The organism is Blastococcus capsensis (assembly GCF_030165005.1).
Taxonomy (GTDB): domain Bacteria; phylum Actinomycetota; class Actinomycetes; order Mycobacteriales; family Geodermatophilaceae; genus Blastococcus; species Blastococcus capsensis.
The window spans coordinates 172433-198532 of record NZ_JASNNW010000001.1 but is presented as its reverse complement, the minus strand read 5'-3'; the positions used below and the strand labels follow the sequence as shown (position 1 = coordinate 198532).

Below are 26100 nucleotides of genomic sequence, written 5' to 3'. Positions count from 1 at the left end.
CGTGGAGTCCGCGCCGTGCCCGTCGCCGAGCTGTTGCACCCGCCACGCCGGGGCCTGGTCCGGCGCCACCGCCCACCCGTTCCTCCACGCCGTCCGCGACGGCACGGTCCCCGAGCCGGCGTTCGACACCTGGCTCGTGCAGGACGCCCGCTTCGTCGCCGACCTGCTGCGGTTCCAGGCCCGCCTGCTCGCCCGGGCCCCGCGGCCGGCACAGGCGGTGCTTCGCGACGTCGGCCGACACGGACTTCCTGCTGGCGACGGCGTCCCTCGGCGGGGTCGCCCTCGCCTGCGCCGCCATGGCGCCCTGCATGCGGCTGGAGCTCGGGTTCTTCGACGCGGCCTGTCGGACGACCTAGCGGGTCCTGCGGGCCCCGCGCCGGTCACCCGATCAGGCCGATGAGCAGGTGGGCGTTGAGCCCGATGATGAGCGCCGCGATCACGGCCCCGACGAGCGTGGTGACCCGGCGGTTCACCCAGCCCGCCATGAGGTCGCGGCGGCTGGTGAGCCACAGCAGCGGCACCAGGGCGAACGGGATGCCGAAGGACAGCACCACCTGCGACCACACCAGCGCCGTCGTCGGGTCGCCGCCGAGCACCAGCACGGCGAGCGCGGGGGCCAGGGTGATCAGCCGGCGGGCCAGGACCGGGATGTGCCTGCGCAGGAAGCCGGCCATGACCACCTGCCCGGCGTGCGTGCCGACCGACGACGACGCGAAGCCCGACGCCAGCAGGGCGAGTGCGAAGGCGAGCGCGGCGCCGGTGCCCAGCTGGTCGCCCAGGCCGGCGTGCACGCCCTCGAGCGTGTCGGCGCCGCTGTCCCCGGTGAACAGCTGCGCGGCGATGATCAGCATCGCGGCGTTCACCAGGCCGGCCAGCCCCATCGCGAGCAGCACGTCCAGCCGCTGGGCCCGCAGCAGCCGGCTGCGGCCCTGCTGGGTGCGCCCGGCGGTGACGGCGTCGCCGTAGCGGCCGGGCGTGAGCGCGGAGTGCACGTAGATCACGTGCGGCATGACCGTGGCGCCCAGGATGCCGGCGGCCAGCACGATGCTGTCGGCGCCGTCGAACGAGGGGACCATCCCGCTGGCCACACCGCCCATGTCGACCCCGGCGCCGATCAGCGTGTAGCCGAAGCCGAGGCCGACGACCAGCAGCAACCCGGTGATGACCCGCTCGAACGGCCGGTGCCCGCGGGACTGGGCGGCCAGCAGCACGAACGCCACCACGGCGGTGATCAACCCGCCGATCGGCAGCGGCACGCCGAAGAGCAGGTTGAGCGCGACCGCTCCGCCGACGATCTCGGCGACGTCGGTGGCGATGGCCACCGCCTCGGCCTGCAGCCACAGCCCCCAGGTGACCGGCCGGGGGAGGCGCTCGCGGCACAGCGTGGCGAGGTCCCGGCCGGTGGCCAGCCCCAGTTTCGCCGTCAGCGACTGGATGAGCATCGCCATGAGGTTGGCCGCGACGATGACCCACAGCAGCGTGTACCCGAAGGCGGCGCCGCCGGAGAAATTGGTCGCGAAGTTGCCGGGGTCGACGTAGGCGACGGCGGCGACGAAGGCCGGGCCCAGCATCGACCACAGCCGGCGGCGGCCCGGGGCGGGCGTGGCCGGGCGGGGTGTCGCGGCACCCAGCGTCGTCGGCAGGACGGCGGCCTCGGTCTTCGACAGGTACACGGCGGCCTCGCAGGCGATGGGTCAGGGCTGGGCGATCGCTCCTGTCCTGCCCGCCCCGGGTGTCACGCCGGGGCCGACCCGTGGCCCCCGGGGGCCAAGGTCAGCCTGACCTTCTTCGGGCGGCGCCGATCAGCTCGTCGATGCGCCGGGCGTGGGCGCCCCGCCAGTACACCCGCCCGCAGGCGCCGCACCGGGAGAACTCGTCGTAGCTGCGCCGGGTGCCCGGCTCCAGGAGGGCGGCGACCTGTTCCTTGGGCACGGGTCGCAGCTCACCGTTGCAGGTGGTGCACCGGGTCAGCGGCGCCGGGGCGGGCGCGAACCGGTCGAGGACGTCGGCCAGCTGGGCGTCGGGCGCCGCACCGCGCACCAGCGCCCCGTGCACCACGGCGCCGCGCATGAGCAGGCCGCGGTCCTGGGTGAGCAGCACCCGCTCCTCCGCATCCGCGTGCACCACCAGGTCGGCGTCCTCGGCCCGGTTCGACCACGCGGCATCCAGCCCGAGCAGCCGCAGTCGCCGGGCCAGCGCGCCGAGCCCGACGTCGAGGAGGTAGCCGCCGGACGGTGCGGCCTGCGGCCGCCGGATCTCCTCGACCGTCACCGTGCCGCCCGGCCGGGCCCGGGCCGCCGGCGGCGCCGGCTCCCCGTCCAGCCGCAGCCCGCCCACCTCCGTGGGTGGGACGCCGGCGGCCCGCACCAGGTGGCCGAGCGTCGCGTCGGGGTCGAAGCCCAGCCGCCGCACGCCGCCGGGCCGGTCCCGCGCGGGCAGCAGGAAGCGCAGCGCCGGGGGCACGACGACGTCGACGTGCTGGTCCACCTCGGTCACCCCGCGGCGACGCGCTGCAGGGCCTCGAGCACGGGGGTGCGGCAACCATCCATGCCCCGGCGCTACCCGCCGGGCTCGCCGGGCGACACCTCGCGTGGAAGTCCAGGAGTGGCCGCCGCGCATCCTGGGCACGGACCGGTCCGTCCGCTGTCTGTGACCCTGGAGGTCCCGTGTCCGAAACAGCCGTCCGTCCCCTCGCCCTCGTCACCGGTGCATCCAGCGGCATCGGCCTCGAGCTGGCCAAGCAGTTCGCCGAGAACGGCTTCGACCTGATCGTCGTCGCGGAGGACGTCGAGCTCGAGACCGCGACCGCGCAGTTGCGCGGTCTGGGTGCTGCGGTCTCCCCGGTGCGCGCCGACCTGACCCGCCGTGAGGAGGTGGAGAAGGTGGTCGCCGCCGTCCGTGGGGCCGGCCGCCCGCTGGCTGCCGCGGCCCTCAACGCCGGCGTCGGCGTGGGCGGCGCCTTCGTGGAGAACGACCTCGATGCCGAGATCGGAATGGTGGAGCTGAACTGCGTCTCCACGCTGCACCTGGCCAAGCGGGTGCTGCAGGACATGGTGGCCCGGAACGAGGGGCGGGTCCTGTTCACCTCCTCGGTGGCCTCGCAGGCGCCCGAGCCCTTCCAGGCCGTCTACTCGGCGACGAAGGCGTTCGTCCAGTTCCTCGCCCTCGGCATCCGCGAGGAGCTCACCGACACCGGCGTCACGGTCACCGCCCTGCTGCCCGGGCCCACGGACACGGAGTTCTTCGACCGTGCCGACCTCACCGACACCAAGCTCGGCGCCAGCGACAGCAAGGACGACCCGGCCCAGGTGGCCCGGCAGGGCTTCGAGGGCCTCATGAAGGGCGAGGCATCGGTCTTCGCCGGCTCGGTGACCAGCAAGCTCATGGGCAAGCTGTCGGCTGTGCTGCCGGACGCCATCGCCGGGAAGAGCCACAAGCCGATGACGGCGCCGGGATCGGCCGAGAAGTGAGCCGTCGGGCACGATCGGGCCCGTGACGCCGCCGCCGCCACCTCCTCCGCCCGGACCGCTCCAGCCGTTGGAGCTGCCGGTGGGGGAGCGGCGGCTGCGGCCGTGGCGGGAGGACGACGTCGAGACGGTCTGGCTGGCGTTCCAGGACCCGCACATCCAGCTGTGGAACGGTGGGGGCGTCGCCTCGCGCACCGACGCCCTGGTCCTGCTCGGCCGGCGGATGGACTGGAGCTCCGGCGACCACGCCTCCTGGGTGCTGGTGGAGCCGGCCGCCGACGAGGCGCTGGCCTCGGTGTCCCTGCACTCGATCGACCGGCTGCAGGGTGACGCCGAGATCGGCTACTGGACGGCGCCGGCCGCGCGGGGCAGGGGTTTCGCCCCGGCCGCGGTCGACGCCGTCTGCCGGTGGGCGTTCGGCGCGCTGCCGGTCGACCGGATCGAGCTGTGCCACGCGGTGGAGAACACCGCCTCGCGCCGGGTCGCCGAGAAAGCCGGCTTCACCTACGAGGGACGGCTGCGCCGGTCCTACCGCTACGGCGACGGGGTGAAGCACGACGAGCTGCTGTGGGCCCGGCTGGCCGACGACCCGGCGCCCGGCTGATCCTCAGAGCGGGACGGCGAGGCCCTCGGGAGCCGGGCGGTCCAGGGCCTCGGCGATGTCCGGCCGCATCGGTGCCAGACCGGCACCGGCGAGGACGACGTCCCGCACGAAGGTGTGCCACCGGTACGCGCGGCGCAGCATGCTGTGCCCGCCCGCGACGGTGAAGCGGGCCACCCGCGCGCCGGCCTGCTGCGCCCGGACGGCATAGTCCGCCGACAGCTGGGCCGGCACCCACCGGTCGCCCCGGCCGTGCAGGATCGCGACGGTGCGGCCGCGCAGGTGGTCCACCGGCTCGCCCGGCGGCGTCCAGGGCGCCAGCGCGCACACCGCGGCCACGCCGTCCTGCCCGCCCGCGCGCAGCACGGCCCGGCCGCCCATGGAGTGGCCGACCAGGACCACCGGCAGGTCGCCGTGCTCGGCGCGGAGCCGGTCCAGGGCCCAGCGCACGTCGGCGTAGGCGTCCGCGGCCGCGCCGTTCCAGCCGGCCACGCGGTAGCGCAGCAGGCAGGTGGTCAGCCCGCGGTCCGCGGCGGCCGCGGACGCGAACTGCTCGATGGCCCGCATCCGCACCAGGGACAGCGCCCGCTCCTTCGGCGGTTCCACGCTGGCCACGGTCCCGCCGTGGCAGAACAGCGCGATCGCCCGCGGCGCTCCGGCAGCCGGCCGCCTCTCCAGGGTCGGCTCGGTCACCCTCGGCGTCCCCGCCGTCCACCGCGCAGCGTGGCCCGGGCGCGGTCGCCGAGGTCGCCGGCCGCGAGCAGCGCGTTGCTGACCGCCGCCGGACCGCGGCGCCGTTCCAGGGCCCGCCCGAGCCGGCGGAGCACGCCGGTGGCCAGGGGGACGACGACGGACAGGACCAGCCACATGCGCAGCCGGCGGGTGAGGAAGAGCCACATGTCCGGGCACTGCCCCGTCCGCGTCCCCGGGAACCCCGCGCCCGGGCCGGTACGGTGTGCGCGCGCCCACAGGGCGGCCGGCCCGCGGTGTGCCGGTGGGCGGTACGGGATCGGGCAGGAATCGTGCGGAGTGTGCGGACGACGCTGACCGGCGCGTTCTCCGGCCTCCGCGCCACCGTGACCGGGCACGGGGTCTCGGCCGCCAAGGCCGCGACGGCCGCCGTCCTGGCCTGGATCGTCGCCGGCTGGCTGCTGCCCGCGGGCTCGGACTTCTACGCCCCGCTGGTCGCGGTCCTGAGCGTGCAACCCACGGTGGCGGGGACGCTGCGCGACACGGTGCAGCGGCTCGCCGGCGTCGGCATCGGGCTGGCGATCGGCTACGTCGTCACCGCGACCGTCGGGCTGCACTGGTGGTCCCTGGGCGCCGTCCTGGCGGTGGCGGTGCTGAGCTCCACGTGGCACCGGCTGGGCGACGAGGGCGTGCAGGTGTCCGTCGCCGCGCTGCTCGTCCTCCTGCTGGCCGAGGAGCCCACTCTGTACGTCGGGCAGCTGCTCGGCGAGGGCCTCATCGGCGGGCTGGTCGCCGCGGCGGTCAACATCGCGGTGATCCCGCCGCTACAGGTGGGGGTGGCCGAGCGGGCGCTGGTCACCCTCCGGCACCGCCTGGGAGATCTGGTAGACGACATGTCCGCCCAGGTGGGCGGGGAGTGGCCACCGGAGGAGCAGCGCTGGATCGCCCGCGCCCGTGAGCTCGACGATCCGCTGCGGGACGCGCGGGAGGCGGTCCAGACCGGCGGCGAGAGCACCCGCTTCAACCCGCGGGGTCGCCGTTTCCGGCACGTCCCCCCGGGGCAGCGGCAGTCGTTCGAGAGCCTGGAGAACGTCACGCTGGCCGTGCGGGACCTTGCCACGTCCCTGTCGGAGGCGGCCGATCCCGACGATCCCGCCCTGCATCTCAACGAGCTGTTCCGGCCGGCGCTGGCCCGGGCGCTGCGGTCGGTGGCCGAGGCGCTCACGTCCTACGGCAGCCCGGAGGGCTCGGCCGACACGGCCGCCGAGGGCCGGCCGGTCGCGGCGGCTGCCCGCGAGGTCGAGGAGCTGCGCCGGCTGCTGGCCGAGTCCGAGGCGCCGGAGGTGCCGGCTCTGCTGGCCGAGGGCGCGGTCGTCACCGAGCTCGGCCGGCTGGTGGCCCACCTGCAGCGGGCTCCGCTGCACCACTGACCGGGGGGGTCAGCCCCCGTCCGGTGCGAGGCGGACGATCATCTTCCCGGTGTTCCCGCCGCGCAGCAGGTCCAGGAACGTGTCGACGGCGTTCTCGAGCCCGTCCCGCACGGTCTCCCGGACCACGAGCTGCCCGGAGGTCAGCAGCCCGCCGACCTTCTCGGCGAACTCGTCGCGCATGTCCGCGTGGTCGCCGACGATGAACCCGCGCAGGCTCAGCTTCCTGCCCACCATCAGGAACATGTTGCGCGGGCCGGGAGGCGGCTCGACGGCGTTGTAGCCGGAGATGGCGCCGCACAGCGCGCCCCGGCCGTGCTCGTTGAAGGCGCCGATGGCCGCCTCGAGGTGTTCGCCGCCGACGTTGTCGAAGAAGACGTCGATGCCGTCGGGGGCGGCGGCGCGCAGCAGCTCGGCGACCGGGCCGTCGTGGTAGTCGAAGGCGGCCGTGAAGCCGAGCTCGCCGGTCAGCCAGCGAACCTTCTCCGGTGTCCCGGCGCTACCGATGACCGCCGAGGCGCCGAACAGCTTCGCGAACTGCCCGACCAGGCTGCCCACCGCCCCCGCCGCGCCGGAGACGAAGACCGTGTCGCCCTCGCGGAACCCGGCCATCCGGAACAGACCCACCCAGGCGGTCAGCCCGGGCATCCCGAGCACGCCCAGGTGGTAGCTGGGCGGGATGCCGGGCAGCTCGGGCAGCACCCGGACGTGCGCGGCATCGAGCACGGCGACGTCCCGCCAGGCGGCGTCGGCGAGCACGAGCGAGCCCTCGGGGACGTCGGGCGAGCGCGACTCGACCACCCGGCCGACCGCACCGCCCTTCATCGTCTCGCCGATCTCCCACGGGGCCGCGTAGGACTTCGCGGCGTTCATCCGGCCGCGCATGTACGGGTCGACGCTCATCACCAGCATCCGGACGACGACCTGACCCTCGGCCGGGTCGGGTCGCTCCAGTTCCACGAGGCGGAAGTCGTCGGGGGTCGGCTCGCCGTGCGGACGGGCCGCCAGCTGCCATTCGCGCGTCGCTACGGGCACGCCGCGCATTCTGCCGGGCGACGCGTACGCGCGCCGAATGCGACGGACTCGTGGTGATCAGCGCGTGATGGCCACGAGTACGTCGCACTCGCGGCCGGGAGGACGACGCAGGCGGTGGGGATCGGCGGGACGCGACCCGGTTGCGGACCCGACCTACGCTCGGAGCATGTTCTTCTCCCGGTCCAAGACGCAGCCTGTCTCGGCCGAGGACGCGCTGCCCGGCCGTCCCGGCCCGTTGCCGCACGTGCCCCAGGTGCACGCGATCAACGGCAACCGCATCCAGCCGCCGTTCCCCGACGGCATGCAGACCGCCGTGTTCGGCGCGGGCTGCTTCTGGGGCGTGGAGAAGGTCTTCTGGGAGCTCCCGGGCGTCTACTCGACGGCGGCCGGCTACGCGGGCGGCCACACGCCCAACCCCACGTACGACGAGGTCTGCTCGGCGCGCACCGGGCACACCGAGGTCGTCCTCGTCGTCTTCGACCCCGCGGTGACGTCCTACGAGCAGCTGCTCAAGGCGTTCTGGGAGGACCACGACCCGACGCAGGGCATGCGGCAGGGCAACGACATCGGCACCCAGTACCGGTCGGCCATCTACTACGCCTCGCCGGAGCAGGAGGCCGCCGCCCTGGCCACCCGCAACGCCTACCAGGAGCGGCTGAAGGCGGCCGGCTACGGCGAGATCACCACCGAGATCGCGCCGCTGGGCGAGTTCTTCTACGCCGAGGACTACCACCAGCAGTACCTCTACAAGGTGCCGAACGGCTACTGCCCGGTGCACTCGACCGGCGTCTCCTGCCCGGTGGGCCTGCCGAACGTGTGACCCGCCACCCCCGGGCATAGGAGGCTTTGCATACGGTTCTGGGCCCGCAACCGTATGCATAGGTTCCTATGCCCGAGGCCTGGGAGGGCCGGCTTCATGGACATCCTCCGGACGCCCGACGACCGCTTCGCCGACCTGCTCGACTTCCCGTACCAGCCGCGCTACGTCGAGATCGACGACGCCGAGGTCGGGCGGCTGCGGGTGGCCTACCTGGACGAGGGGCCGGCCGACGGCGAGACCGTGCTGCTGCTGCACGGGGAGCCGTCCTGGTCGTTCCTTTACCGGAAGATGATCCCGGTGCTGGTCGAGGCGGGCCTGCGCGTGGTCGTGCCGGACCTCGTCGGGTTCGGCCGGTCCGACAAGCCGGCCGACCGGGCCGCCTACACCTACGCCCGGCACGTGGCGTGGATGCGGCAGGTGCTGCTCGACGAGCTGGTCCTGCGCGACGTCACGTTCGTCGGGCAGGACTGGGGTGGGCTGATCGGCCTGCGGCTGGTCGCCGAGAACCCCGACAGCTTCGCCCGGGTCGTCGTCGCCAACACCGGCCTGCCCACCGGTGACCAGCCGATGAGCGAGGCGTTCCTCGCCTGGCAGCGGTTCTCGCAGGAGAGTCCCGAGTTCCAGATCGGCCGGATCGTCGGCAACGGAACCGTGGGGGGCCTCTCCCCCGAGGCCGTCGCCGCCTACGACGCGCCCTTCCCCGACGACTCGTACAAGGCCGGCGCCCGGGTGTTCCCGGCGCTGGTGCCCACCTCCCCGGACGACCCCGCCGCCGCGGCGAACCGCGCGGCGTGGCAGGTGCTCACGAGCTGGGAGAAGCCGTTCCTCACCGCTTTCTCCGACGGCGACCCGATCACCGGCGGTGGTGACCGGGTGTTCCGGAAGCTGGTGCCCGGCGCGCAGGGCATGGCGCACACGACGCTGCCCGGCGGCGGGCACTTCCTCCAGGAGGACGTCGGCCCCGAGCTCGCCCGGGTCGTCGTCGACCTGGTGGCCACCACGGCGCGCACCTGACCTGCCGGTGCCCACTCCTGCCGAAGAGCTCTTCGCCGGTCTGCGCCGGGAGCCGGACGTCGACGCCCCCGACCTGGTCGCCGTCGACGCGACCGACCGGCTGCTGCTGGACACCGCGGCCGGCCTCGTCGCCGGCTGCGCCGCCGGGGACGTGGCCGTGGTCGACGATTCCTACGGGGCGCTCACCCTGGGCCTGGTCGCCCTCCACGGCCTGCCGGGAGTGCGGGTGAGCCAGGACCTGCTCGTGGGGGAGCGGGCGCTGGCGCGCAACGCCGACCGCGTGGGCCTGGCCGGCAGCTACCGCTCGCTGCCGCTGGGCCCCGAGCTCGCCGACGGCGCCCGGGTGGTGCTGGTCAAGGCACCGAAGGCCCTCGAGGCGCTGCGGGAGATCGCCGAGGTGGTGGCCGCCTCCGGCGCGCCGGACGTCACCGTGCTGGTCGGCGGGCGGGTCAAGCACATGACGCACGCGATGAACGACGTGCTGCGCGCGTCGTTCGGCGAGGTGTCGGCGACGCTGGCCCGGCAGAAATCGCGGATCCTCGTCGCCCGGGCGCCGCAGCCGGTGCCGCCGTCGTTCCCGCGCCGGCAGGTGCACCCGGACCTCGACCTCACCGTGTGTGCCCAGGGCGCCGCGTTCGCCGGCACGAAGATCGACATCGGCACCCGGGCGCTGGTGCGCGTCCTGCCGGAGATGACCGAGGACGCGCGCACCGCGCTCGACCTCGGGTGCGGCACCGGCGTGCTCGCCACGCTGCTGGCCCGGAACCGCCCTGGGCTGCGGGTGCTGGCGGTCGACCAGTCGGGGGGGGGGGGGGGGGGGGCCCGCCCCCCCCCCCCCCCCCCCCCCCCGCGCCCCCCCCCCCGCCCCCCCCGCCCCCCACCAGGGGCCCGGGGGGGCCCCCCCGGGGGGGGGCCCGCCCCCGCGGGGGGGGGGGGGGGGGGGGGGGCCCCCCGGGGGGGGGGGGGGGCGCGCCCCCCCCCGCGACCGCCGCCGCCAACGGGGTCGCCGAGCGGGTGGAGACCCTGCGCGACGACGCCGCGGGATCGGTCCCCGACGGCAGCGTGGACCTCGTCGTCTGCAACCCGCCCTTCCACGTCGGTGCGGCCGTGGTGACCACGGCGGCCGATCGGCTGTTCACCGCGGCCGCGCGGGTGCTGCGGCCGGGCGGTGAGCTCTGGACGGTGTACAACTCCGCGTTGCGCTACCGCCCGGTGCTGAACCGGATCGTCGGACCCACGAGGGTGGCCGGCCAGGATCCCAGATTCACCGTCACGGTGTCCCGCCGCAGGTGAACGCCGCCCCTGGGACGGACGGGGCGCGCGGATCCGGAACCGACCGGCTCCACCCTCCGGGTGATTCCGCTGTGGTTCCGGCACGCCGGTGACGATGAAATGCTCAGAGCCGGCCGTCGAGCGGTCGGGCTCGCCGCTTGGTCGCGGGGTCCTGGCGCGAGACGCGGCGCTGGAGCGACCTGGGGGGGCCGGTGGCGGCGGGGCGGGTGCTTCGCCGCCCCCGGTTCGCGCCGCGGACGGGGAGCCGGCAGCGGCGTCCGGACGGGGCCGGTGGTGCACGTGGAACATCGCCGCGCGGTACCGCACCCGGCGCCCTGCCGACACGGTGGCGGACCTGGTGGCGCACGATGTTCGACCAGCCGGCGTCCGACCCGCCGGTCTGCAGGATCGCTGGAGGAACGCGCGCAGGGGCTGGATGGCTCAGGTGGCGGAGGGCGGACGACGTCGGCCGGCGCGCCACCGTGCAGCCGCTCGCCCCGTCGCCCGCAGCCGGCACCTCGCCGCCGTGGTCGGCTCCGGCGACGAGGGTGTCGGCTTGCCTGTGGGTCTCCGGTGACCGGCTCGTGTGCACCGTCACCGACCGCGGTCGGGGGCTGGACGTCCCGTTCGCCGGGTTCCGGCCCGCCCACGGCCCCGACCTCTCCCGCGGCGGCATGGGGCTGTGGCCGGCGCGCAAGCTGGGGGACGACGCCGGCCTCCTGCCGGGGTGGCCCGGGCTCACCGTCCGCCTCAGCACCCGGCTGCGCTGACGCTCCAGCTGCCGGAGTGACGGTGGCCACTACGGTGAGCGACGTGGAGGACGCCGTCGACCTGATCCTGGAGCAGTGGGCTCGGGAGCGTCCGGACCTCGACTGCTCGCCGATGGGGGTCATCGGCCGGATCACCCAGCTCCAGCGGGAGGTCCACCTCGCGCAGCGGACCACGTTCGCCCGGCACGGTCTGGACGCGCCGTCCTTCGACGTGCTGGCGGCGCTGCGCCGGGCGGGGCGTCCGTACCAGCTCACCCCGACGGCGCTGATGCGGACGGCGCTGGTCACCTCGGGGGCGATCACCCAGCGGCTGGACCGGCTCGAGGAGCGCGGGCTGATCACGCGCGAGCGCAGCGCGGCCGACGGGCGAGCCGTCGTCGTCACGCTGACCGACGCGGGGCGGGCCGCCCTCGACGCGGCCCTGCCCGATCACCTGGACACCGAACGGCGGTTGCTGGATGCGCTGCCGTTCGACGACCGGGAGCAGCTGGCCGCGCTGCTGCGGCGGCTGCTGGTGGGGCTGGGCCGGGTGCCGCAGCAGCCCTGACCGGCCTGCGTCGCGGCCGGGTTCAGAGGAGCGCGGCCTCCGCGGTGCCGAGCAGGGCGCGGGAGTCCTTGCCCGCCCGCTTGGCGGCGTACATGGCGGTGTCGGCGCGGTGCAGCAACCGCTCGGCGGTGCAGCCGGGCTCGGCGAGCGCACCGCCGATGCTGGCGGTCACCGTCACCGGCCGGCCGGCCAGCTCCACCGGCTCGCGCAGGGCGGCGAGCAGCCGGTCGGAGACGTCGCGGATGCGGCCGCCGTCGGCGTCGGACAGCAGGAGGGCGAACTCGTCGCCGCCGAGCCGCGCGACGACGTCGCCGCCCCGCACGTCGGCGGAGAGCCGGGCGGCGACGGTGAGCAGCAGCTCGTCGCCGGCGGCGTGACCGAGGGTGTCGTTGACCGACTTGAAGTCGTCGACGTCGACGAAGAGCACCGCGGGCGGCGAGCCGGCGTCGATGGCGGCGGTGGCCTCGGTCAGCCGCTCGTTGAACGCCGCCCGGTTGAGCAACCCGGTCAGCGGGTCGGTGGTGGCCTGGCGACGCAGCTCCTGCTCGAAGAGCTTCCGGTCGGTCACCTCGCGCAGGTTGACCACCCACCCGTGGAGCCCGACGGCGTCCACCTTGCCGCTGATCCGCGCCTCGACCCACCGGCTGCCGCCGGCGCTGTGCTCGATGCGGATGTCGGTGTCGACGAAGCCGGTGGCCTCGGTCCCCGCTGCGCCCGCCTCGGCGACCGCGGCACGGAGCCGGGCCTGGTCGCGCGGATCGGCGAGCTCGATGGCCGCCCGCCCGATGTACTCGCTGCCGGGGCGGCCGAGCAGCGACTCCGCCGCGGGGCTCATGTAGGAAATGGCACCGGTGTTGTCGATGATCGCGATGACGTCGGCGGCGTTGGCCAGCAGCAGTTGCATCCGCGACTCGCTGGCGGCCAGCGCGGCGCGGACGCGTTCCCGCTCGCGGTTGAGCGCGAGCAGCCGCCACAGCGCCAGGCCGGTGAGCAGGGAACTACCCGCGCCGAGGACGTAGCCGACGCCCCCGTGGCCGATGCTCCAGAGCAGCAGGAGCGCGGGGCTGATCAGCAACGCGGCACCCAGTCCCAGTACGCGGCTCGACGCCGCGTCCTGGTCCGAGTCCGGCCGGCGGCCCATGGTGACCGCGGGGTGCCGCCCGGCGAGGGTGATCGCGGCGACGGCGAGCAGCGGCAGCGGATCGAGGAAGACCGACTCGCGCATCGGGCCGAGCACGATCCGGCCGCTGTAGCCGGCAACGGTCAGGATCCCGGCGGCGAGCAGGGCCAGGGAGCTGACCGAGCGGCGGCCGCGCCCCATGGCCAGCGGGACGCAGACGATGAGCAGCACGACGGTGACCAACGGCGTGCCGATGCCCATCTCGACGTGCCGGCTGACTCCGGCGTGCTCGTCACCACGGAGGGCCAGGACGGCCAGGGCCCCGGCGAGCAGCAGCGTGGCGGTGTCCGCCCAGGCGGCCAGGTCGCGGGAGCGCCGGCCGCCGCGCAGCACGCCGATCGCCGCGACGACGACAGCGGCGTAGGCGGCGATGTCGAAAGCGGACTCCAGGGGCCCGAAGACGCCGGGCAGGACGCCCGCCAGCGCGGGGACCTCGACGGCGCAGCTGGCCGCGAAGAGGGCCAGGCAGGTGGTCAGCGCCCGCCAGGCGAGGACCTGCGGCGTCCGATGGCGGCGGAGGGCGGTGACCGTGCCGGCGACACCGAGCAGGAAGATCACGATCTCGGCCGCCGGACGCGCCGGGCCGAGGGGGACGGCGGTCACGACCACCGCGGCCACGAGCACGACCACGCCCGCGTGCCACCAGGCGGCGCGTGCGCTGACCGGTGCCGGCGTCGTGGAAGAGGTCACGCCGCTTCCATCGGCCGGATCGGGCTCCCGGAGGACCCCTGGTCACTCCTCCGGGGGTGGACAGGCGGCGGGTCGACCTCAGATCGGGGGCAGATCCTCGGGGCGCAGGTCGGGGCGGGTGCGGAGGAAGCGCAACGGGTGGCGGAAGACCCCGGCCTGGAGGGCAGTGTCGGCGCTGATCTCGACGACGACGGAGGGCTCCACGCGGATGAGCGGCACGGACAGCCGCCCGCCGCCGAACCTGCCCGTGCCGATGCGGTCGGGCCAGGGGTGGTCGGCCGCCGCCGGCCGCAGCACGGCCGCCAGCTCGGCCGCCTGCCGGGGGGACAGCGGGCTGGTCCGGCCGACCACGACCAGCTCGCCGTCGCGGTATCGGCCCGCGACCAGCTGGCTCGGTCGCTCGAGCGGTCCGATGACACCGCCGGCGAGCACCTCGGTGCTCTCCCAGCTCTTCACCTTGAGCCACTCCCGACGGCCGGGGGCGTAGCGGCTGGCCGCCCCCTTGACCACCAGCCCTTCGACCCCGGCGGTGCGGAAGTCGTCGAACCACTGCCGTGCCTCGGTGGGGTCCGCCGTCACCGGGGAGAGCTGCAGGGGTGGGGTCCAGCGGCCGGCCAGTTCGTCGAGGACGGCGCGGCGCCGGCCGAGGGTTCGGCCGCGGAGATCCTGACCGCCCGCGGCGAGCAGGTCGAAGGCGACGTAGGAGGCGGGGGTGGCGGCGGCCTGGGCGGCGATCCGGGCGGCGGAGGTGACCATGCGGCGCTGCAGCAGACCGAAGTCCAGCCGGTCGCCGTTCCAGATGACGACTTCGCCGTCGATCACCGAGCCCGCGGGCACCTGCGCGAGCGCGGCGGCCGCGACGTCGGGGAAGCGGTCGGTCAGGTCCCGGCCCTGTTTCGACCACAGCCGGGTGGAGCTGCCGTCCCGCACGATGACCAGGCGGTAGCCGTCCCACTTGGGTTCGTAGCGGCAGCCGCCGGGCAGCGCCCCCGGCGGTGGGATGGTGTGCACCGGTTTGGCCAGCTCCACCGCGACCGGCCCGGCCAGCTCCGGCGGCAGCGCGGGCAGACCCGGGACGGAGAGCGGCACCCGGACAGCCTGCTGGGTCGTCCCCGCCCGCGCACCCCGGTGGCCGGACGTCCCACCCGATCGTGGGCCGGTCGCTGCGCAGCGTGTGGGACGAGTCGTACGTCCCTGGTCACTGCGCCAGGAGGAGCAGGCTGTAGGCGGCCAGTGAGGGACTGTCGGTGATCCGGCCGCCGCGGATCATCCGGCGCAGCTCGCTCTCGGGCACGAACGCCGCCTGCATGTCCGACTCGGTGGCCTCCCGCGCCGTGGGGCCGGGGGTCAGGTCCGTGGCCACCCAGACGTCGAACCGCTGCGTCATGAGCCCGGACGCCAGGTCCAGCCGCCCGAGATGCGCCAGACCAGCAGCGCGCAGTCCGGTCTCCTCGGCCAGCTCCGCCCGGGCGAGGTCTTCGGCCGAGCCGCTCTTGCCGGCGCCCCACGTCCCCTGCGGGAACTCCCAGGAGCGACGGCCCAGCGGGTAGCGGTACTGCTCGACCAGCCAGAACCCGCCGTTCTCCGCGGGCATGACCAGCGCGAAGTCGGCCTTCTCCACCACGCCGTACAGCCCGGTCGAACCGTCCGCGAGCTCGATGGTGTCCTCTCGGACCCGGATCCAGGAGTTCCGGTAGACCTCTCGGCTGCCCGTCGTCCGCATGTGCCCAGCGTGGCAGAGACGCGGACCATGGGAGAGGTGACCGAGCGGAAGCCGACCGGGATGTCGTTCGAGACGTGGGTGGAGCAGCAGATCCACCGCGGCATGGAGCGCGGGGACTTCGCGACCCTGCCCGGGGTCGGTCGGCCGTTGCCGCGCGAGGCCCTTTCCCAGGACGCCTACGACTGGGCGGTGGCCAAGGCCAGGCGCGAGGGCGTGGAGACGGCGGAGATGCTGCCGCCGGGCCTGCGGCTGCGCCGGGAGCGCGACGACCTGCCGGCGCGGGTGGCGCGGCTGGCCTCGGAGGCCGAGGTGCGGGCGCTGGCCGAGGACTACAACACCCGCGTCCAGGCATTCTGGCGCCGGCCGGCGGAGAGCCGCTGGGCCCCGGTGCCCGGCCTGGCCGACGTCGAGGCGCTGGTGGCCGGCTGGCTGCGCGACCGGCCGCCGCCTCCCGCACCCGCAGCCGCGCCGCCACCCGCGACCCGGCGCTGGTGGCGCCGCCGGGGGTACTGACCGGCGGTCATGCCGCCCGGCCGCCCGGCCCGTGCCCGGCCGGCGGCCGGTCGAGGCAGGTCCCTCCGCACGGTCGGTCGCCACCCGGCCGGCTGGGCAGCGCCCGACTTCCGCAGGACCCCGGTGGTCCGGGGCGCCGAGGCGCGGGCCGTCGTGGCGGCTTCCGGCCGTCCGCCCGTGGCGAACGGCTGTCTGACGGCCGGGCCGCCGGGTAGGGGAGCCGGACGCTACGCGAAGGAGATCATCATGACCGAGGTACCAGGCACCGACCGCGACGAGGCCAGGGAGAACGTCCGCGACGAGACCCCGCTGGTTCCCGAGGACGTCGAAGGCGCCGAGGAGGACGCCGCGCGCCCCCGGGGCGACGAGGGCGTGACCGGCGACGACGCCAAGCCGACGTCCGGCGACACCACCCTGGGCACCTGAGGGCGGGCCGCTGCCCCCTCCGCCCGCGAGCCCGCGGCGGACTCCCGGCACTACCGCATCGCGGCGCTGGAGACCGCCGCGGGGCCGGCCTCCGGCGCGGCCGCCCGGCGGCTGGGAGCGGTGACGCTGGACGGGCGCCGGCCGCAGCAGTGGGTCAGAGGGCGTCGAACTCGTTGCAGGCCGCGCCGCCGGAGAGCAGGGCGTAGCCCGGCCCGCGGTCGAAGAACGGCTCGTCGCCGGTGCGGGCGGCGCGCATCTCCGCACGCAGCCCTTCCGTCGCCGCCGGGTCGGCCTGGCCGGAGCCCAGCACGATGACGCCGTAGTCCTCCCGCGCGCCCGCGACCGACACCTTGCGCCAGGCGATGTCCCGCAGCACCTCCTCGACCGAGCGGTCCAGCGGGTCGCCCCAGCCACCGCCACCCGTCGTCCTGATCCGCACGACGGTGCCGGCGCGCAACGGCTCGGCGTCGGCCAGCGCGTCCACCTCGTGCTCGTCGGGTCCGCCCGGGTCGACGGTGATCTGGAAGGGTTTGCCGGCCTTGCCGCCCTTGACGCCCCAGCAGGCGAGGATCGAGCGGTCGGCGATCGACATGAAGTGCGCGTCGCGCAGCACCCGGATGTGCTTCTCGTAGCCGCAGCCGCCGCGGTAGCGCCCCGGTCCGCCGGAGTCCATCGCCAGGCCCAGCCGCTCGACCCGCAGCGGAAAACGACCCTCGGTGAACTCCGTGGGCAGGTTCCGGGAGTCGGGGACGACGTGGATGGTGTCCTCCCCGTCGGCGTAGTACCGCCCGCCCGATCCGCCGCCGAGCACCTCGCGCATGAGGTACGGCTGCCCGTCGACGTCGGTCCCGTAGACGCCGGTGTAGCGGATGGTCTCCTGGTCGGCGGGCATCCGGCCGCCGGTGGCCTTGGCCAGCACGCCGGCGAGCACGCCGAGCAGCCGCAGGATGACGAACGTCCGCGCGTTGGTGGGCGCCGGGAAGATCGGCGTGAGCAGCGTGCCCTTCTCCGGGAAGCGCATCTCGATCAGCGGCACGACGCCCTCGTTGACGTCGAGCTGGGCCATCCGCTCGGGGCTCTCGGCCAGGTTGCGCAGGATCGGGGCCAGCCACTTCTTGAGGAAGTTGCCGTCGGCGTAGTCCCCGCAGTGGTTGATCGGGCCCTTGGCCTGCGGGCCGGTGCCGGTGAAGTCGATGACCAGCGGCGTCTCCTTCGAGGAGTCCATGATCAGCGTGATCCGCTGGCGGTGCAGCTGCGGCTCCTCCACGCCGTCGTGCTCGGCGTAGTCCTCCCAGACGTAGGTGCCGTCGGGGATCTGGGACAGGATCTCCCGCCGGTACACCTCGGTGGAGCTGTCCAGGATCGCGTCGAAGCAGGCTTCGACCGCAACCACGCCGTACCGGTCGAACAGCTCGCCCAGCCGCCGGGCACCGGCCAGGCAGGCCGAGCACTCGGCGTCGAGGTCGGCGGCCAGCGAGTCGGGCATCCGGGAGTTGCGGGTCATGATCTTCAGCGCGCTCTCGTTGGGCACGCCGCGGTCCCACAGCTTGATCGGGGGGACCATCAGGCCCTCCTCGTACACGCTGGTCGCCGCCGACGGCATCGAGCCGGGGACGGCTCCGCCGATGTCGTCGTGGTGGCCGAACGCCTGCACGAAGGCGACGACGCGCTCCGCGCCGTCCACGTGCGCGAAGACCGGCACCGTGACACACAGGTCGGGCAGGTGGCCGATGCCGCCTTCGGAGAGGTAGACGTCGTTGTGGAAGTAGACGTCGCCGACGTTCATCGTCCCGATCGGGTAGTCGCGCACCACCGGCTGGACCAGCGCGGAGTACGAGCGGCCGGTGAGCTTGCGCAGCTGCCGGTCGTGGATGCCGGCGCGGAAGTCGTGCGCGTCGCGGATCATCGGCGAGCGCGAGGTGCGGCCGATGGAGGTCTCCACCTCCTTCTCGATAGCGGCCAGGGTGCCGGCGACGATCTCGACGAGGACCGGGTCGGCGGCGACGGTGGCGTCGGTGAGGCTCATCGGCCGGTCTCCTTCGTGAGCAGCAGGTTCCCGTAGGCGTCGACGGTCGCGGCGAAGCCGGGATGGACGGGGACGGTCGAGCCGAACTCCTCGACGATCGCCGGGCCGGCCACGACGTCGCCGGGCGCGAGGCGGGGCCGGTCGTAGGTGGGTGTCTCCACCCAGTCGTCGTCGAAGAAGACGGGGCGCGAACCCGTGACGGCCCGGTCCGTCCCGCCCTGCCCCGGCTCCAGCCGGACGATGTCGGGACGGCGGATCGGCCCGATCCCGCTGACCCGCAGGTTCACCCACTCGACGGCCTGGCGCGGGTCGTCGGCGAAGTCGTAGCCGTAGAGCTGGCGGTGCGCCGCGTGGAAGGCCTGGGCAACTGTGTCACTGCCCTCGGCGTCGATGTGGCCGTCGGGTACCGGTACGCGGACCTCGAACGCCTGGCCCACGTAGCGCAGGTCCGCCGTCCGCTGCATGCGCTGGTCACCGCGCGGGAAGCCCTCGCCGTCCAGCGCGGCCTGCGCCTGGCCCTCCAGGTCGGCGAAGACGGACTCGAGGGCCATGACATCGATGTCCACGTGCTTGCTGACGACGGTCTGCACGTAGTCGTTGCGGACGTCGACGGTGAGCAGCCCGAACGCGCTGACGTTGCCCGGGTTCGGCGGCACCAGGGTGCGCGGCAGTCCCAGGATGTCCATCAGCCGGCAGGCGAGCAGCGAGCCGGAGCCGCCGAACGTGGTCAGCGTGAAGTCGCGGACGTCGAGGCCCTTGGCGACCGTCACCTGGCGCAGCGCGTTGGCCTGGTTCCAGGCGGAGATCTCCAGGATCCCGGTGGCGGTGCGCTCCAGTGACAGGTCGAGCTTCCCGCCCAGCTGCTCGAGGCCCGTGCGCGCGGCGTCCACCGACAGCGGGATCTCGCCACCGAGCAGGTGCGGGGGGATCCGGCCGAGCACGACGTGGGCGTCGGTGACGGTCGGCTGGTCGCCGCCGTCCGGGTAGCAGATCGGGCCGGGGTCGGCGCCGGCCGACTTCGGGCCGACCTTGAGCGTGCCCTCCGGCGACAGCCAGGCGATCGAGCCGCCGCCCGCGCCGACGGTGACGACGTCGATCATCGGGATCTTGGACGGGTAGTCGCCGACCGAGCCCTCGGTGGTGAGCGCCGGCTCGCCGTCGATGACGACGGTGACGTCGGTGGAGGTGCCGCCGCCGTCGCAGGTGAGCACCCGGTCGAACCCGGCGGTGCCGGCGATCAGCGCGGCACCGAGGGCGCCGGCGGCCGGTCCGGACAGCATCGTGGTGATCGGCTGGTGCACGACCTCACCGGCCGACAGCACGCCGCCGTTGCTCTTCATCACGTAGAACGGCACGCCGGGGGCGATCTCGTCCAGGCGGGTGCGGATGTTGGTGACGTACGCGCCGACCTTCGGCTTCACCGCGGCGTCGACCAGCGTGGTCACCGACCGCTCGTACTCGCGGTACTCGCGCAGCACCTGCGAGCTGATGGAGACGACGGCGTCCGGGTGCTCCTCGCGGATCACCTCGAGCATCCGGCGCTCGTGCGCGTCGTTCGCGTAGGCGTGCAGGAAGCAGACGCCCACGGTGGGGATGCCGGCGTCGCGGAAGAACCGGGCGGCGGCGCGGGCGTCGTCCTCGTCGAACGGGCGGACCTCGGCGCCGGTGTGGTCCAGGCGGCCGCGCACGGTGCGCACCAGGTCGGCGGGCACGATCCGCGGCGGCTTGACCCAGAAGTAGCTGTTGCCGTAGCCGTCGGGTACCGACTGGCGGGCGATCTCCAGCACCGACTCGTAGCCCTCGGTGGTGACGAACCCGATCCGGTCGAGTTTGCCCTCGAGCAGCTGGTTCGTCGCCACCGTCGTTCCGTGGCTGACGGCGGTGACCGCGTCGCCGGGTAGGTCCAGCAGGTCCAGCACCTTGCGGACGCCGGTGAGGAAGCCCTCGGCCGGATCGGCCGGCGTGGACGGGGTCTTCGTCGTGGTGGTCTGGCCGGTCTCCTCGTCCACCGCGACGACGTCGGTGAACGTCCCGCCGGTGTCGATGCCGATCCGGACGCGGCGCGCGCTCATGTCGGGAAACCTTAGCGATGAGATATCCGCACCGGAAGGTCTGCACCGGACGAGTCCGCCGCGGATGTCGTGCGGTCCCGGCGTGACGCGGCCTCCCTCGTCGTCGCCCCCGACAAGTTCGAGGGCAGCCTCTCCGCGGCCGCAGCGGCCGACGCCATGGCCGCAGGGTGCCGCGACGCGCTGCCGGACTGCCGGGTGACCGGCGTCCCGGTCGCCGACGGTGGGGACGGCACCGTGGACGTCCTGCACCGCGCCGGCGCCCACCTGGTGGGCCGGACGGTCACCGGCCCGCTCGGCGCGGACGTCGAGGCGGGCCTCGCTGTGCTGTCGTACTGGCCTGCGACGTGGACAACCCGCTGCCGGGGCCATCGAAAGCCGCGGCGGTGTTCGCGCCGCCGCCGGTCGCGGCGGCGTCCCGACGTCCCTACGGTGGAGGGATGGACACCGCTGATCTGCTCGCGCTGCGGTCCGACGACCGCGCAGCCCTGCTCCTCGTCGGCCTGCGGGGCGACTGGTAGCCCTACTGCTGCGCCCAGGCGGTCCGTCTGGCCCAGTCGCTGCCCCGGCTCGCCGCTGCCGGAACCGAGGTCGTGCTCGCCTCGGTCGACCGGCCGGAGGTGCAGCTCGCCTTCGACCGCACCTGGCACGTCCCGTTCCCGTGGGTGAGCGACCCCGACGGCTCGCGGCTGGCCAAGCCCCTGGGTGCCTGGGACGAGGGCGCGTCGATCTTCCGGCCGGTCATCGTCGCGGTCGCACCTGACGGCAGCGAGGTGTTCCGGGAGCTCTCCCGCGACTTCACCGATCGGCCCGACGACGAACCCGTCCTCGCCGCCGTCGAGGCGCTCGGCCTCCCCGCGCTGCCCGAGCCCGCGCCCTGGGCACCGGACGGGGTCGAACCGCGGCCGTCGAAGCGGGCCTTCACGCCCGCCTCGTTCATCCCCTACTTCCGCGCCATCAAGTTCAACACCCTGGCGCTGAGCGAGCGGATGGTCGACGAGCGGGACCGGGACGAGGTGCGCACCGAGAACGCCATGGCGACCTCGTTCCTCGGCGCGTTCGACGCCTGGCGCGCCGAGCACCCGCCGGACCAGCAGTAGGGCGGCGTGATCAGTCCACCAGGTCCAGCGCCGCGCCGACGATCGAGTCGGCGTCCAGTCCGTGGTACCGGTACACGCCGGCCAGGTCGCCGCTCTGCCCGAAGGCGGTCACGCCCAGATGAGTACCCGGCACCCCGTTCACCCCGGTGAGGAAGGCCAGGGTGTGCGGGTGGCCGTCGAGGACGGTGACGAGTGGGATGGCCCGCTCCCGCGGGAAGACCGTGTCCAGGATCCACGATCCGGCGTCGTCGAGCCCGCGTCGGGCCTGCAGCGCGCGGAAGAGCAGACCCGGACTGGTCACGCAGACGACGTCGGCGCCGATCCCGAGCCCGTCGAGCCGATCGGCCGCCTCGAGCGTCTCGGGGACCAGGGCGCCCAGCGTGACCAGCGTGACCGTCGGCCGGGCCGCGCGGCGCAGCGCGTACGCCCCCGCGGTGACCTGGCGACGGCGCCGTTCGCGGGCAGCGGGGTCGGCCGGCACCGCGGCGAGGGTCTGGTCGACCGGGCGGGTGGACAGCCGCAGGTACGCGGAGCTGCCGCCCGGCCGGCCCAGGCGGGCCAGGGAGGCGAGCAGGCACCACTCGGTGTCCAGCACGAACGCCGGCTCATAGGACACGCAGCCCGGCTGCTCCAGCCCGATGGACGGCGTCTTGATCGACTGGTGCGCGCCGCCCTCGGGCGCCAGCGTGACGCCGGACGGTGTGCCGACCAGGATCGACTGCCCGCCGGCGTAGATCCCGAACGACCACGGCTCCAGGGCGCGTTCGACGAACGGGTCGTACATCACGCCGACCGGCAGCAGCGGCTGACCCCAGCGGTTCCACGTGGCGCCGAGCTCCCCCATGAGACCGACCAGGTTCGTCTCGGCGATGCCCAGCTCGATGTGCTGACCGCTGGGCTGCTCCCGCCAGTGCAGGATAGTCTCGGCGTCGTCGGCGAACCAGTCGGCCCGCTCGGACGACGACCAGACTCCGACCTTGTTCACCCAGCCGCCGAGATTGGTGCTGGAGCTGACGTCGGGGCTGACGGTGACGACCCGGCGGCCGACCTCCGGCGCGGCGCGGTTGAGATCGAGGAGCGCGCGGCCCAGGGCGGCCTGCGTCGTGGCGGTCCCCGAGGGGGTGCGGCCCAGGTCCACCGGGACCTCGGGCACCTCCGCGGGCGCCTCCTCGACGCGGCGCAGCCGGTCCGCGGCCTCGGTGAGCAGCCGCGCGGGAGCGCTGTCCGGCGGGAACCCGGCCCAGGGATCGGCGGGGTCCACGCCCAGGTGATCGGCGAGCTGACCGATCTGCGCCTCGTTCAGCAGGGCGGAGTGGTTCTGCGGGTGCCCCTCGGTGGCCAGTCCGTAGCCCTTGAGCGTGTAGGCCAGGACCACGGTGGGGCGGGTGTCGTCGATCTGCGCGAACGTCGAGCGCAGGGCGGACAGGTCGTGGCCGCCGAGGTTGCGGACGGCGGCGCGCAGGTCGTCGTCCGTGACGTCCGCGATCAGGCGGGCGATCGGGTCGGCTCCGGGACCGTCGCCGGGCAGTGCCTTCCGCAGCTCGGCGGCGGTGCGCCGGAGCATCCGCTGGTACTCCGGGTTGGTCATCTCGTCGATGCGGTCGCGCAGGTGCTCCCCGCCGGGACGGGCGAACAGGTCCCCCAGCAGCCGGCCGTACTTCGCGGTGAGCACCTGCCAGCCGGCCGCGGCGAACATGCCCTGCAGCCGGGTGGCGCCCATCGTCGGGACGATGCGGTCCAGGGACTGCCGGTTGAGGTCCACCACCCATACGACCTCGCCCAGTTCGGCGACCATCGGGTCGAGGACGGTCTCCCACACCGCGCCCTCGTCGAGCTCGGCGTCGCCCACGAGTGACCACTGCCGACCGGTGCCGCCGGTGCTGCCGGGCCCGAAGTGGGCCCCGACGTAGCGGCGGGCCAGCGCGCCCCAGATCGGCGCCGTCGCCCCGATGCCGACCGATCCCGTGGAGTAGTCGGCCGGGACGGGATCCTTCAGCCGGCTGGGATAGCTCTGCAGGCCACCGAACTCGCGCAGCCGGGGCAGGTAGGAGCCGTCGAGCTGCCCCAGCAGGTACTCGAGCGCGTGCAGCACCGGGGAGGCGTGCGGCTTGACCGACACCCGGTCCTGCGGATTCAGCCCTTCGAGCCACAGCGCGGTCATGATCGTGACCATCGAGGCGCTGGACGCCTGGTGCCCGCCCACCTTGAGGCCGCTCGGGTCGGAGCGGAGCCGGTTGGCGTGGTCGACGATCGAGGTGGCCAGCCACAGCACCCGCTGCTCGATCTGCCGGAGCGTGCGGTCCTGCTCGGCGTCCCGCTCGGACTGCTCCGCGGTGACGGTCATGTCAGAGGACCTTGCCGGGGTTGAGGATCCCCTGCGGGTCGAACACCGACTTGATGCTCTGCTGCAGGGCGTAGGACCGCTCGCCGAGTTCGCGGCGCAGCCAGGTCTTCTTGAGCAGCCCGACGCCGTGCTCGCCGGTGATGGTGCCGCCGAGCTCCAGGGCGAGCCTCATGATCGCGTCGAAGGCGAGCTGGGCGCGCTCCGCCGCGGCGGCGTCGCCCCGGTCGAAGACCACGGTGGGGTGCATGTTGCCGTCGCCGATGTGGCCTGGGCAGACGACGAGCACGTCGTTGTCTGCGGCGATCCGGTCCATGCCCGCCAGCAGGTCCACCAGGTGGGCCCGGGGGACGGCGACGTCGTCGACGAGCGTCGCGCCCAGCTCCTCGACCGCCGGGTTCACCAGCCGCCGGGCCTGGGTCAGCATCGCCGACTCGGCAGCGTCCCCGGCGACGGCGACCTCGGTCGCCCCCAGCTCCTCGCACATCGCACCCATGGCGGCGACGTCGGCTGCGGCAAGCGAACCGCGGTCGGACTGGGTGATGAGGAGCGCCTCCGCGTCCACCGGCAGCCCCATGTCGCGGTAGGCCTGCACGGCGCGGATCGACGGTCCGTCCAGGAACTCCATCATCGAGGGGCGCAGACCCGACGCCATGATCCGCGCGACGGCCGTCATGGCGTCGGCGGTCTTGTCGAACACGGCGGCCATCGTCAGGGCGGGTTCCGGCGCGGGGCGCAGGGCCAGCGTGGCCTGGGTGATGATCCCGAGGGTGCCCTCGGAGCCCACCATCAGCCGGGTGAGGTCGTAGCCGGCCACCCCCTTGGCGGTCCGGCGTCCGACCCGCACCACCTCGCCGTCGGCGAGCACCACCTCCAGGCCCCGGACGAAGTCGGCGGTGACGCCGTACTTCACGCAGCACAGGCCGCCGGCGTTGGTGGCGAGATTTCCGCCGATGGTCGACATCTCCCAGGACGACGGGTCCGGCGGGTAGAACAGCCCGACGTCGGCCACCGTACGGGACAGGTCGGCATTGATCACACCGGGCTCGACGACCGCCACCTGGTCGACCTCGTCGATCTCCACGATGCGGTCCATGCGCACCATCGAGACCATCAGGGCGCCGTCGATCGCGTTGGCGCCACCCGAGAGGCCGGTCCGGGCGCCCTGGGGCACGACCGGGACCTGGTGCGCCGACGCCCACCGCAGCACGGTCTGCACCTGCTCGGTCGTGATGGGGCGGACGACGGCCAGCGGCGTGCCGGCCGTGCAGAAGCTGGCGCTGTCGTGCCGGTAGGTATCGCTGGTGGCGGGGTCGGTGACGACGCTGCCCTCGGGCAGCGAGGCCTCGAGCTCGGTGATGGGTGCGCTCACGGTCGTGTCACTTCCTTCCGCAGCCACCTCGTCGTGGCTCGTTCGATGCAGCCCAGCGGATCACCCCAGGCGGCCTCCGGGCCGAAGGAGTCCAGCAGGGACACCGCGGTCGCCGGCGCGGCGACCTGCTCCTCGACGGCGCCCGCCACGACCAGCGACGGCACACCGTGTACCCGCGCCAGCTCCAGGACGCCGCCCACGACCTTGCCGTTGAAGGACTCGGCGTCGAGCTTGCCCTCGCCGGTGACGACGGCATCGGCCGAGCGGACGGCGTCGGACAGCGTGGTGTGCTCGGCGATCAGCCCGAAGCCCGGCACGAGCCGGGCGCCCAGCGCCGCGAACGCCCCTCCCAGGCCACCGGCGGCTCCCGAGCCCGGGACCTCCGCCAGGTCGATCCCGTAGCGCTGCCGGTAGAGCGAGGCCAGCCGGTCCAGACGGCCGGTCAGCTCGACCACCTGCTGCGGGGAGGCGCCCTTCTGCGGCCCGAAGACGATCGCGGCGTCGGAGAACGTCGTGCGCACGTCGCAGGCGACCAGCACCTCCGGCCGGCCGTCCCGGCCGTCGAACGGTCCGTGCGCCTCGAGCACCTCGACGGTGTCGAACCCGCCATCGGTGGTGGCCGAACCGCCCAGGCTCACGATCACGCGGCGGGCGCCCTCGGCGAGGGCGGCGGCGACGAGCTCGCCGGTGCCCCTGCTGGTCGCGCGCACCGGATCGTTGCCGTCGGCCCCGCCCGCGAGGTCGAGACCGGAGGCGCGGGCGCTCTCGACCACCGCCACGCCGTCGTCCCCCATCCGCCAGGGCGCGTCGACCGGAGTGCCCAGCGGGCCGGTGACCCTCGTCGTCCGGTTCGCGCCCCCGAACGCGTCGAGGGTGCCTTCGCCGCCGTCGGCCAGGGGGAGCTGCACGCAGGTCCACCCCGCCCCCTCGGCGGCGGCGGCGATCGCCGCGGCCACCTCCGGGGCCGACGCCGAGCCGCGGAACTTGTCCGGAGCCGCGAGCACCGTCCTCATCGGA

25 protein-coding genes and 2 pseudogenes are annotated in these 26100 nt (G+C 74.5%); 14 read left to right on the top strand and 13 right to left on the bottom strand.

Annotated features, from left to right (window positions below; all coding sequences use genetic code 11):
* The first annotated feature begins 1 nt into the window (after position 1).
* A complete protein-coding gene (locus QOZ86_RS00945) occupies positions 2 to 400 on the top strand; it encodes a thiaminase II/PqqC family protein (RefSeq protein WP_284490068.1) in 399 nt (132 codons plus the stop codon).
* Here QOZ86_RS00945 and QOZ86_RS00940 read toward each other — a convergent pair.
* A complete protein-coding gene (locus tag QOZ86_RS00940) occupies positions 381 to 1673 on the bottom strand; it encodes an Nramp family divalent metal transporter (RefSeq protein ID WP_284490067.1) in 1293 nt (430 codons plus the stop codon). The two genes, QOZ86_RS00945 and QOZ86_RS00940, sit on opposite strands and share 20 nt — an antisense overlap.
* Before the next feature lie 100 nt (positions 1674 to 1773).
* Positions 1774 to 2487 (bottom strand): Mut7-C RNAse domain-containing protein, encoded by a 714-nt coding sequence (locus QOZ86_RS00935; protein ID WP_284490066.1) that lies wholly within the window; start codon positions 2485 to 2487, stop codon positions 1774 to 1776.
* 179 nt (positions 2488 to 2666) lie between these two features.
* On the opposite strand from QOZ86_RS00935, the gene QOZ86_RS00930 reads away from it, so the two are divergent.
* Together QOZ86_RS00930 and QOZ86_RS00925 are read left to right on the top strand one after the other, a co-directional pair.
* Positions 2667 to 3470, top strand: a complete 804-nt coding sequence (locus tag QOZ86_RS00930) for an SDR family NAD(P)-dependent oxidoreductase (RefSeq protein WP_284490065.1) — start codon at positions 2667 to 2669, stop codon at positions 3468 to 3470.
* 22 nt (positions 3471 to 3492) lie between these two features.
* Entirely contained in the window at positions 3493 to 4071 is a 579-nt protein-coding gene (locus tag QOZ86_RS00925) for a GNAT family N-acetyltransferase (RefSeq protein WP_284490064.1), read from the top strand.
* Between the two features lie 3 nt (positions 4072 to 4074).
* Here the strand turns inward: QOZ86_RS00925 and QOZ86_RS00920 are convergent, their stop codons facing one another.
* Positions 4075 to 4761 carry an alpha/beta fold hydrolase gene (locus tag QOZ86_RS00920; protein ID WP_284490063.1) on the bottom strand — a complete coding sequence of 229 codons (687 nt, stop codon included), beginning with the start codon at positions 4759 to 4761 and terminating at the stop codon, positions 4075 to 4077.
* Positions 4758 to 4967 (bottom strand): hypothetical protein, encoded by a 210-nt coding sequence (locus QOZ86_RS00915; RefSeq protein WP_284490062.1) that lies wholly within the window; start codon positions 4965 to 4967, stop codon positions 4758 to 4760. Before QOZ86_RS00915 ends, QOZ86_RS00920 begins: the two co-directional genes overlap by 4 nt.
* Positions 4968 to 5090: 123 nt before the next feature.
* On the opposite strand from QOZ86_RS00915, the gene QOZ86_RS00910 reads away from it, so the two are divergent.
* Positions 5091 to 6188 (top strand): FUSC family protein, encoded by a 1098-nt coding sequence (locus QOZ86_RS00910; protein WP_284490061.1) that lies wholly within the window; start codon positions 5091 to 5093, stop codon positions 6186 to 6188.
* Between the two features lie 9 nt (positions 6189 to 6197).
* On the opposite strand, the gene QOZ86_RS00905 is transcribed toward QOZ86_RS00910, so the two are convergent.
* Positions 6198 to 7229, bottom strand: a complete 1032-nt coding sequence (locus tag QOZ86_RS00905; protein ID WP_431521191.1) for an NADP-dependent oxidoreductase — start codon at positions 7227 to 7229, stop codon at positions 6198 to 6200.
* Between the two features lie 157 nt (positions 7230 to 7386).
* Here QOZ86_RS00905 and msrA point away from each other — a divergent pair, with 157 nt between their 5' ends.
* From msrA to QOZ86_RS00875, 6 genes are all read left to right on the top strand, one after another.
* A complete protein-coding gene (gene msrA / locus QOZ86_RS00900; protein ID WP_284490059.1) occupies positions 7387 to 8040 on the top strand; it encodes a peptide-methionine (S)-S-oxide reductase MsrA in 654 nt (217 codons plus the stop codon).
* Between the two features lie 96 nt (positions 8041 to 8136).
* Entirely contained in the window at positions 8137 to 9054 is a 918-nt protein-coding gene (locus QOZ86_RS00895; RefSeq protein ID WP_284490058.1) for a haloalkane dehalogenase, read from the top strand.
* 7 nt (positions 9055 to 9061) lie between these two features.
* Positions 9062 to 10168 carry a methyltransferase gene (locus QOZ86_RS00890; RefSeq protein WP_284490057.1) on the top strand — a complete coding sequence of 369 codons (1107 nt, stop codon included), beginning with the start codon at positions 9062 to 9064 and terminating at the stop codon, positions 10166 to 10168.
* Positions 10069 to 10347 (top strand): class I SAM-dependent methyltransferase, encoded by a 279-nt coding sequence (locus tag QOZ86_RS00885; RefSeq protein WP_284490056.1) that lies wholly within the window; start codon positions 10069 to 10071, stop codon positions 10345 to 10347. Before QOZ86_RS00890 ends, QOZ86_RS00885 begins: the two co-directional genes overlap by 100 nt.
* A 563-nt stretch (positions 10348 to 10910) precedes the next feature.
* Positions 10911 to 11096 (top strand): hypothetical protein, encoded by a 186-nt coding sequence (locus QOZ86_RS00880; RefSeq protein ID WP_284490055.1) that lies wholly within the window; start codon positions 10911 to 10913, stop codon positions 11094 to 11096.
* A 34-nt stretch (positions 11097 to 11130) separates the two neighbouring features.
* Positions 11131 to 11643 carry a MarR family winged helix-turn-helix transcriptional regulator gene (locus tag QOZ86_RS00875; protein ID WP_284490054.1) on the top strand — a complete coding sequence of 171 codons (513 nt, stop codon included), beginning with the start codon at positions 11131 to 11133 and terminating at the stop codon, positions 11641 to 11643.
* A 22-nt stretch (positions 11644 to 11665) separates the two neighbouring features.
* On the opposite strand, the gene QOZ86_RS00870 is transcribed toward QOZ86_RS00875, so the two are convergent.
* The 3 genes from QOZ86_RS00870 to QOZ86_RS00860 all read right to left on the bottom strand — a co-directional run bounded on the left by QOZ86_RS00870 (position 11666) and on the right by QOZ86_RS00860 (position 15236).
* A complete protein-coding gene (locus QOZ86_RS00870) occupies positions 11666 to 13513 on the bottom strand; it encodes a sensor domain-containing diguanylate cyclase (RefSeq protein ID WP_284490053.1) in 1848 nt (615 codons plus the stop codon).
* Between the two features lie 78 nt (positions 13514 to 13591).
* Positions 13592 to 14602: an ATP-dependent DNA ligase gene (locus QOZ86_RS00865; protein WP_284490052.1), complete on the bottom strand. Its 1011-nt coding sequence runs from the start codon at positions 14600 to 14602 to the stop codon at positions 13592 to 13594.
* 109 nt (positions 14603 to 14711) lie between these two features.
* Entirely contained in the window at positions 14712 to 15236 is a 525-nt protein-coding gene (locus tag QOZ86_RS00860) for an NUDIX domain-containing protein (protein ID WP_284490051.1), read from the bottom strand.
* Between the two features lie 36 nt (positions 15237 to 15272).
* Between QOZ86_RS00860 and QOZ86_RS00855 the strand changes: the two genes are divergently transcribed.
* Together QOZ86_RS00855 and QOZ86_RS00850 are read left to right on the top strand one after the other, a co-directional pair.
* Positions 15273 to 15749 carry a DnaJ family domain-containing protein gene (locus QOZ86_RS00855; RefSeq protein ID WP_284490050.1) on the top strand — a complete coding sequence of 159 codons (477 nt, stop codon included), beginning with the start codon at positions 15273 to 15275 and terminating at the stop codon, positions 15747 to 15749.
* A 246-nt stretch (positions 15750 to 15995) separates the two neighbouring features.
* Positions 15996 to 16175, top strand: a complete 180-nt coding sequence (locus QOZ86_RS00850; RefSeq protein ID WP_284490049.1) for a hypothetical protein — start codon at positions 15996 to 15998, stop codon at positions 16173 to 16175.
* A 154-nt stretch (positions 16176 to 16329) separates the two neighbouring features.
* Here the strand turns inward: QOZ86_RS00850 and QOZ86_RS00845 are convergent, their stop codons facing one another.
* Together QOZ86_RS00845 and QOZ86_RS00840 are read right to left on the bottom strand one after the other, a co-directional pair.
* Positions 16330 to 18201, bottom strand: coding sequence for a hydantoinase B/oxoprolinase family protein (locus QOZ86_RS00845; RefSeq protein WP_284490048.1), 1872 nt, complete (start codon positions 18199 to 18201; stop codon positions 16330 to 16332).
* On the bottom strand, positions 18198 to 20273 hold the full coding sequence (locus QOZ86_RS00840; RefSeq protein ID WP_284490047.1) for a hydantoinase/oxoprolinase family protein: 2076 nt from the start codon (positions 20271 to 20273) through the stop codon (positions 18198 to 18200). Before QOZ86_RS00840 ends, QOZ86_RS00845 begins: the two co-directional genes overlap by 4 nt.
* Before the next feature lie 69 nt (positions 20274 to 20342).
* Between QOZ86_RS00840 and QOZ86_RS21095 the strand changes: the two are divergent.
* Together QOZ86_RS21095 and QOZ86_RS00835 are read left to right on the top strand one after the other, a co-directional pair.
* A pseudogene (locus QOZ86_RS21095) lies at positions 20343 to 20588 on the top strand (glycerate kinase); the annotation flags it as partial.
* A gap of 215 nt (positions 20589 to 20803) precedes the next feature.
* A pseudogene (locus QOZ86_RS00835) lies at positions 20804 to 21370 on the top strand (peroxiredoxin family protein); the annotation flags it as partial.
* A 10-nt stretch (positions 21371 to 21380) separates the two neighbouring features.
* Here the strand turns inward: QOZ86_RS00835 and QOZ86_RS00830 are convergent.
* From QOZ86_RS00830 to QOZ86_RS00820, 3 genes are read right to left on the bottom strand one after another with little or no spacing between them, the layout of a single operon-like run.
* Positions 21381 to 23714: a transketolase-like TK C-terminal-containing protein gene (locus QOZ86_RS00830; protein WP_284490046.1), complete on the bottom strand. Its 2334-nt coding sequence runs from the start codon at positions 23712 to 23714 to the stop codon at positions 21381 to 21383.
* 1 nt (position 23715) lies between these two features.
* A complete protein-coding gene (locus QOZ86_RS00825; RefSeq protein WP_284490045.1) occupies positions 23716 to 25083 on the bottom strand; it encodes an FAD-binding oxidoreductase in 1368 nt (455 codons plus the stop codon).
* Complete coding sequence (locus tag QOZ86_RS00820) at positions 25080 to 26087, bottom strand: glycerate kinase family protein (RefSeq protein WP_431521190.1); 1008 nt, start codon at positions 26085 to 26087, stop codon at positions 25080 to 25082. Before QOZ86_RS00820 ends, QOZ86_RS00825 begins: the two co-directional genes overlap by 4 nt.
* Positions 26088 to 26100 lie beyond the last annotated feature (13 nt).